This is a genomic window from Kitasatospora sp. NPDC001539 (assembly GCF_040298565.1).
GTDB lineage: Bacteria > Actinomycetota > Actinomycetes > Streptomycetales > Streptomycetaceae > Kitasatospora.
The window spans coordinates 1-7,351 of the sequence record NZ_JBEPAK010000303.1; the positions used below are offsets into that span (position 1 = coordinate 1).

Below are 7,351 nucleotides of genomic sequence, written 5' to 3' on the forward strand. Positions count from 1 at the left end.
GGCGATGTGTTCCGCACATCAACTGGTCGGCACATCCACTGTTCCGCAAATGGGCCCCCCCCCGCCGCACGGCCGGGGGCGGGCCCATGCGGGCGCGCGGGAGCTCAGCGCTCCCAGCGGTAGAACTCGCGCGCCATGGCGTCCTTCGGCTCGCGCCACGTGGCCGGGTCGTAGGCCTGGACGAAGGCGGTCAGGCGGTCGCTGACGGACCGGAACTCCGGGTGGCCGAGGACCTTGGCGACGGCCGGTCCCGGCGGGCGGTCGGCCTCGATCAGGTGCAGGTAGACGTCGCCGAACTGGAAGAGGCTGCGGCCGGTGACGCCGATCAGGTGGGGCAGTTCGCCCCGGTCGGAGTCGGCGAACACCTCGGCGATGTCCGGGGCCGACTCGGGCTTCATCCGGGCGACGATCAGGGCGCGATGGGTCCCGCTCATTGCTCGGCCGCCCGCTTCTCGACCTTCTCGCGGATCAGCTGCATCTGGATCCGCGAGTTCTTGTTGATGTGGTTGACCATGCCCTCGTCGTCCACGGGGGCGGTGGGCTTCATCGCGAAGTCCTGGATCCAGCGCATCTTGGTGCCGGCCGGGACCTCCGCGTACTCCCAGCGGATCTCCATGAACTCGAACGGGCCGGGCTCCACCCTGCGGGCGTTGACCGCGAGCGAGGGCTTGTCGGTGGTGCGCTCGGAGACCCAGCTCCACACCATGCCGTTCTCGTCGGGGTGCATGGTGAGCCGGAACCGCACCCGGTCGCCGTCCCGCTCCAGCACCTCGACCGAGGCGTACTCGCTGAACAGCTCGGGCCAGTTCTCCAGGTCGTTGGTCATCTCCCAGACCAGGTCGAGGGGAGCGTTGATGACGATCTCGTTGTCGGTGTGTCCGGGCATCTCAGGCACCAGCCTTCGTCGCGAGGGAGGCGTTGACCAGCTCCATGAACTCGGCGGGCGTCTTGGCGGATTCGGCACCGGAGGTGATCTTGAGGCCGTGCCGGTTCTCCAGCTCGCCGACGACGCCGAGCAGCCCGAGGGAGTCGATGCCGAACTCCTCGAACCGGGCGTCCGGCTGCCGCATGTCGTCGGGGTCGACGGTGACGCCGGCCCGGGCCTGGAGCAGGTCGGCCAGCTCCGTATAGCTGAGGGTGTTGCTCACGGGATTTCCCTTCGAAGGAGGAACGGAGGAGGGAGGTGGACGGGGTCGGGCCCCGGGGTGGCGGGCCCGGGATCAGGGCCGGTCGCCGCGCCGGAGCACCAGCGCGGAGTTGGAGCCCATCAGCCCGCGGCTGAGCACCAGTGCGGTGCGCAGCTCGGCCGGGCGGGCGCGACCGGTCACCAGGGCGAGGTCGTGGCAGACCTCGGTGACGTTGGGGGTGGGCGGCAGCACGCCGTCCTCCATGGCCAGCACGGCGGCGGTCACGTCCAGCATCGGCGCGCCGCAGTAGGCCCGTCCGGTACCGGCCTTGGGGGCGGTGACCGGGACGTGCTCGACCGCCGGGCCGAGTGCGTCGGCCAGCGCGAGGGCCTCGGCCCGGTCCGCGGCGGGGACGCCGAGCGCGTCCGCGAAGACCACGTCGACCTCCTCGGGCGCCGTCCGGGCCTCGTCCAGCGCGATCCGGATCGCCGCGGCCAGCCCCTCGCGGGACTCCTCCCAGCGGGAGGCCCCGGTGAAGGTCGCGCCGTGTCCGGCGACCTGCGCCCGGACGGTGGCGCCGCGCCGCCGGGCCACCTGCTCGTCCTCGAGCAGGAGCATCGCGCCGCCCTCGGCCGGCGCGAACCCGCAGGCGTGGGCGGTGAACGGCAGGTAGGCCGCGTCGGGCTGGTCGGCCAGGCTCAGCTCGGGATAGCCGAGCTGGCAGACCATCGAGTACGGCGCGAGCGGGGCCTCGGCGGCGCCGACCACCAGTGCGTCGGTGCCCCGCTCGATGGCGCGGGCGGCGTGCGCGAGGGCGTCCAGGCCGCCGGCCTCGTCGCTGGCGACCACCCCGCACGGGCCCTTGTAGCCGCCGCGGATCGAGATCTGCCCGGTGCTGGCCGCGTAGAACCAGGCGATCGACTGGTACGGGCCGACGAACTTCGGCCCCTGGCCCCAGAGTTGCTGGAGCTCGCGCTGGCCGAACTCGCCGCCGCCGGAGCCGGCCGCGGTCACCACGCCGACCGCGAAGGGCTGTTCGGGATCGGGGCGGAAGCCGGCGTCCCGCACCGCCAGGTCGGCGGCGGCCATCGCGTAGTGCGTGAACCGGTCGGTCTGCACGAGGTAGCGGTTGTCGATCGCGGACGCCGGATCGAAGTCCCGTACCTCGCCCGCGATCTTGAGCGGCAGCTCGGTGCAGCCCTCACGGGATATCCGGTCGAGGACGCTCACGCCCTGCCTGGTGGCCTTCCAGAAGGCGTCGGCCCCGACGCCGTTCGGCGCCACCACGCCGAGGCCGGTGACCACCGCCCGGCGGCCCTGCTGACGTGACGTCATGGAACTCACCCCGTTCTGTTGAGCACGACGGCGGACTGGAATCCGCCGAATCCGCTGCCGACCGAGAGGATGTGGCTCAGCGGCAGCTCGCGCGCGGTGCGCGGCACGTAGTCGAGGTCGCACTCCGGGTCCGGAGTCTCGTAGTTGGCGGTCGGCGGCACCACGCCGTGGGCGAGCGCCAGGGTGCAGGCGACCACCTCGATCGCGCCGATGGCACCGAGCGAGTGCCCGACCATCGACTTGATCGAGCTCATCGGCGTCCGGAAGGCGTGGTCGCCCAGCGAGCGCTTGACCGCGGCGGTCTCGTGCCGGTCGTTCTGCTTGGTGCCCGAGCCGTGCGCGTTGACGTAGTCGACGTCGGTGCGGTCGACCCGGGCGTGGTCGAGCGCGTGGTCGATCGCCCGGGACATCTCCAGCCCCTCCTTGGTGAGGCCGGTCATGTGGTAGGCGTTGCCGAAGGTGGCGAAGCCGCCCACCTCGCCGTAGATCCGGGCGCCGCGTCGGCGGGCGTGCTCCAGCTCCTCCAGCACCAGCACGGCGCCGCCCTCGCCGAGGACGAAGCCGTCCCGGTCCGCGTCGAAGGGGCGGGAGGCGTGCTCCGGGTCGTCGTTGCGCTCGCTGGTGGCCTTGATGGCGTCGAAGCAGGCGACGGTGATCGGCGAGATCGGGGAGTCGGAGGCGCCGGCCACGCAGATGTCGGCGCGTCCCTCCTCGACGGCCTGGAAGCCGTAGCCGATCGCGTCCAGGCCGGAGGTGCAGCCGGTGGAGACGGTTTGCACCGGGCCGTGGGCGCCGACCCGCTCGGCCACCGCGGAGGCCAGGGTGCTGGGGGCGAAAGCGCGGTGCAACTGCGGCTCGGCCTGCCGGTGGTCCACGTCCCAGCGCGCGCCGCCGGCGCTGACCAGGGCGTAGTCGTGTTCCAGCCGGGTGGTGCCGCCGACGGCGGTGCCCAGCGAGACGGAGATCCGCCACGGGTCCTCGGCGGCCAGGTCCAGGCCCGCGTCGGCGATCGCCTCGTCGGCCGCGACCATCGCGAACTGCACGTAGCGGTCGGCCCGTCGGACGTCCTCCGGGCTCAGGCCGTGGGCCGCCGGGTCGAAGTCGCACTCGGCGGCGATCCGGGAGCGGAACCCGGCCGGGTCGAAGAGGGTGATGCCCCGGGTGGCGGTGCGGCCGGCCGTCAGGAGGTCCCAGAAGGCGGGGATCCCGATCCCTCCGGGCGCGACCACACCGATGCCCGTGACGGCGACGCGCCGTGTCACCGGGCCACCTTGGCGTGTTCCGGCGGTCCGGAGGCGGCGGACTCCTCGGTGCTGACGTGGCCGAGGTCGGGGCGCGGGGCGAGCGGGCCGCAGTGGAAGACCATCCGGGCCTCGGTGTCACCGACGTTGCGGAAGCGGTGCCGCATGTTGATCGGGATCATCAGGCCCTGGTCGGCCTTGAGCGGCCGGGTCTCCCCGTCGAGGTCCACCTCCAGCTCGCCGCAGACGACGTACACGAACTCCTCGGAGTACGGGTGGTAGTGCTCGTTGATCCGCTCCCCGGGCTTGACGATCGCCAGGCCCATGAAGCCGCTGGTCGACCCGCAGCTGGTCGGGGTGAGCATGGTGCGCAGTTCGGCGCCGTGGCGCCGGTTCTCCGGGGCCTCGTCGACGTTGACGATCGGTGGATACTGCGTGGTCATGGTGCTTTCCCTTACGTGAGTCGGCTGGACGTCAGTCGTCGGAGCTGCGGTCGGTGACCGGGCTCATGGCGCGGGCGGCGAGGAAGGCGCTCAGGCCCGCGACGGTGCGCAGGTCGCCCTGCGGACCGAGGTCCAGCAGCCGGGCCAGCTCGGCGGCCTCCCGGTCGCCGGCCACGCCGAGCGCGGCGGCCGGATCGGCCTCGGCCGGCACCCGCAGGTCGACCAGCCGCACCACGATGTCCTCGCGCTGGAAGACGGTGGCCGCCGCGACCGGGCCGGTCGGGTCGGCGGTGGCGAGGTTGTCGTGCTCGAAGAGCAGCTCGGCGAGGGCCTGCCCCTGGCCCGGGCGGACGGGGTACAGCACGGCGTGCCGGTGCAGCCGCCCGGAGGCCGGCGTGCCGGCGACGGCCTGGTGCCTGGCGGGCAGCGCCGCCCTGGCGAAGAAGGCGCGGGCGGCCATCGGGTCGCCCAGCTCGCGGGCCTCCTCCAGGTGCGGGTTGATCTCCTCCTCGACGGCCCGCACCTCGGGCTGCATCGCCACGTGGCGCAGCGCGTCGCCCAGGTCGCCGACCACCTCGACGGCCCTGACCACCCGGTTGCCGTGCATGAACAGCGAGGTGCGGCGCAGCCGGGTGTGCTCGTCCACCTCGGCCTTGGGCGAGGCGTAGCCGGACAGGATCCGGGCCACCTCGGCCTCGCTGCCCGGCTTGACCGTGAAGGTCAGCGCGTGGCGGACGACGCCGTCCGGCCCCGGTGCGGCCTTCGGCGGGCCGACGTGCCCGGCGGGCTGGCTGCGGGGCAGACCGGGCGGGACCTCCATGGGGGCGCGGGAGCCCGTGGAGCCGGCCGCCGAGGTCTCCCGCAGGACGGCGTAGCGCAGGGAGCGGAAGTTGTCGCTGACGCAGCCGTGCATGGGCTTGACCATCTCGCGGTGCGCCGGGCTGTCCACCCACTGCAGGAAGGTCTCCTGGTCCGTCCACTCGCTGGTGATCAGCCACTGGCGGGGGTCGTTGATCGACTGGCACAGCTGGTCGCTGACGTGGCCGGGCACCGAGGCCACCTGGTGGCGGAGCTTCTCGTAGACGTCGAGGAAACGCTGCTGGGCGCCGTCCTGGATCTCCAGCATCAGCACCACCCTCAGTCGGGTGTCGGACTCTTCGTGCTGCTTCGGCTGCGGTTCGGACAGAGTTGTCATGATCCACTTTCTGCTCTGGGCCGCACGCGGCGGGCCGTGACGGCCGCGTCCGGCGGGTGCTCCCGGCCTGGGGGAGGGAGGTGCGGTGGCGGTCGGCCCGGACAGTCGGCGCCAGGCCTGAGGTCGATCGTGAGCGGCGCACCGGGCGCGGCGCGAGATTTGCGAGCCATCCGGGCGAAGCGGCGGCACAGCCGCCCCCGGGCGGGGGATGGAAGAGCGGGGCCCCCGGCCGAGCGGGCCCGTCGAGAGCGGCCGAGTTCAGTCTCCGGGCCGCGGAATCCCCTTACAGGGCGGAGCAATTGATGAATCCGAAGGTTGACGACCGGGTGCCGGTGCTGATCGTGGGCGGCTCCCTGGTCGGGTTGTCGGCCTCGCTGTTCCTCGGCCGGTTGGGTGTCGCGCACCTGCTGGTCGAGAAGCACGCCGACACCTCGCATCACCCGCGTGGCCGAGGCAACAACGTCCGCACGATGGAGCTGTACCGGGGAGCCGGGGTCGAGCCGGCGATCCGCGAGGCGGCCTCGGTGCTGGCGCCCAACCACGGCATCCTCCAGGCGCCCTCGCTGACCGGCGCGGAGCAGGAGTGGCTGTTCCGGGAGATCGACCCGGGTGGGAAGCTGGCCCGGTTCAGCCCCAGCTCGTGGTGCCTGTGCAGCCAGAACGACCTGGAGCCGGTGCTGCTGCGGGCGGCCCGCGAACTCGGCGGCGACCTGCGGTTCAGCACCGAGCTGGTCTCCTTCGAGCAGGACGCCGACGGCGTGACCTCACTGCTGCGCAGCCGGGAGACCGGTGAGGAGCGGGTGGTGCGCTCCGAGTACCTGATCGCGGCGGACGGCCCGCGCAGCCCGGTGCGCGAACGGCTGGGCATCGCGCAGACCGGCAAGGGCGAGCTGTTCCACAACGTCAGCATCACCTTCCGGGCGAAGCGGCTGGCCGAGGTGGTCGGCGACCGGCACTTCATCGCCTGCTACCTGACCAACCCGGAGGCGGACGGCGCGCTGCTGCCGGTGGACAACCAGACGGAGTGGGTCTTCCACGCGCCCTGGCACCCGGAGCACGGCGAGCCGCTGGAGGCCTTCACCGACGAGCGCTGCGAGCGCCACATCCGGGCCGCCGTCGGCCTGCCGGAGCTGGACGTCGAGGTCACCGGCAAGGCGCCCTGGCACGCCGCCGAACGGGTCGCCGAGCGGTACGGCTCGGGGCGGGTCTTCCTCGCCGGGGACTCCGCCCACGAGATGTCCCCGACCGGCGCCTTCGGCTCCAACACGGGCATCCAGGACGCCCACAACCTGGCCTGGAAGATCGCCGCCGTGCTGTGCGGCTGGGCCGGGCCCGGCCTGCTGGAGACGTACGGGCAGGAGCGCCGCCCGGTCGCCCGGGTGACCAGCGAGCGCGCGTCGGCCCGCTCCGCGGAGCACAGCCACCCCGGTTACGCGGTGGTCCCGGGCGTCGGCCGCCAGGCCGGGGTGCTGGCGGTGGCCCTCGGCTACCGCTACCCGCAGGGCGCGGTGCTCGGCACGGACCCGGAGGGTCCGGTCGTACCCGAAAAGTTCGAGTCGACCGGTGAGCCGGGCAGCCGCGCGCCGCACCAGTGGCTGCTGCGCGCGGGCGTGCGGCTGTCCACGCTGGACCTCTACGAGCAGGCGATGGTGCTGCTCACCGGCCCCGGCGGCACGGCCTGGCAGCAGGGCGCCCGGCGGGCGGCCGACCGGCTGGCCGTCCCGCTGGACGCCTACCGGATCGGTGACGGCCCCGAGGACGACCTGGCCCCGGAGCCGGGCGCGGACTTCGCCGCGCTGCACGGCATCGGCCCGGAGGGTGCGCTGCTGGTGCGCCCCGACGGCTTCGTGGCCTGGCGCTCGCCGGGCCCGGTCGACGACTCGGAGGCCGAGGTCGAGGCCGTGCTGCGGGCGGTGCCAAGGCCGTGCCGCCGGTGTCCCTCGAGTACTACGAGCAGCCGGGCGGCAAGCACCTCACCTCGGACTTCAAGAAGATGATCCCGGACACCCT

The 7,351-nt window shown here is 73.2% G+C and carries 8 protein-coding genes; 1 reads left to right on the top strand and 7 read right to left on the bottom strand.

The window, feature by feature from the left end; genetic code table 11:
* Positions 1–104: 104 nt before the first annotated feature.
* The 7 genes from ABT247_RS29885 to ABT247_RS29915 form a co-directional block, all read right to left on the bottom strand.
* Positions 105–434, bottom strand: a complete 330-nt coding sequence (locus ABT247_RS29885; RefSeq protein ID WP_350748667.1) for a TcmI family type II polyketide cyclase — start codon at positions 432–434, stop codon at positions 105–107.
* The gene (locus ABT247_RS29890; protein WP_350748670.1) at positions 431–886 is read right to left on the bottom strand and encodes an SRPBCC family protein; all 456 of its coding nucleotides are present in this window, start codon (positions 884–886) and stop codon (positions 431–433) included. Before ABT247_RS29890 ends, ABT247_RS29885 begins: the two co-directional genes overlap by 4 nt.
* Position 887: 1 nt before the next feature.
* A complete protein-coding gene (locus tag ABT247_RS29895; protein ID WP_350748673.1) occupies positions 888–1,148 on the bottom strand; it encodes an acyl carrier protein in 261 nt (86 codons plus the stop codon).
* Positions 1,149–1,220: 72 nt separating this feature from the next.
* Positions 1,221–2,462, bottom strand: coding sequence for a beta-ketoacyl synthase N-terminal-like domain-containing protein (locus ABT247_RS29900; protein ID WP_350748676.1), 1,242 nt, complete (start codon positions 2,460–2,462; stop codon positions 1,221–1,223).
* Positions 2,463–2,467: 5 nt separating this feature from the next.
* Positions 2,468–3,724 carry a beta-ketoacyl-[acyl-carrier-protein] synthase family protein gene (locus ABT247_RS29905; RefSeq protein WP_350748679.1) on the bottom strand — a complete coding sequence of 419 codons (1,257 nt, stop codon included), beginning with the start codon at positions 3,722–3,724 and terminating at the stop codon, positions 2,468–2,470.
* Positions 3,721–4,146, bottom strand: coding sequence for a cupin domain-containing protein (locus ABT247_RS29910; protein ID WP_350748681.1), 426 nt, complete (start codon positions 4,144–4,146; stop codon positions 3,721–3,723). The genes ABT247_RS29905 and ABT247_RS29910 overlap by 4 nt, the downstream gene beginning before the upstream one ends.
* A gap of 31 nt (positions 4,147–4,177) precedes the next feature.
* The gene (locus tag ABT247_RS29915) at positions 4,178–5,341 is read right to left on the bottom strand and encodes a SchA/CurD-like domain-containing protein (RefSeq protein ID WP_350748684.1); all 1,164 of its coding nucleotides are present in this window, start codon (positions 5,339–5,341) and stop codon (positions 4,178–4,180) included.
* 302 nt (positions 5,342–5,643) lie between these two features.
* On the opposite strand from ABT247_RS29915, the gene ABT247_RS29920 reads away from it, so the two are divergent.
* Entirely contained in the window at positions 5,644–7,338 is a 1,695-nt protein-coding gene (locus ABT247_RS29920) for an FAD-dependent oxidoreductase (protein ID WP_350748686.1), read from the top strand.
* Positions 7,339–7,351 lie beyond the last annotated feature (13 nt).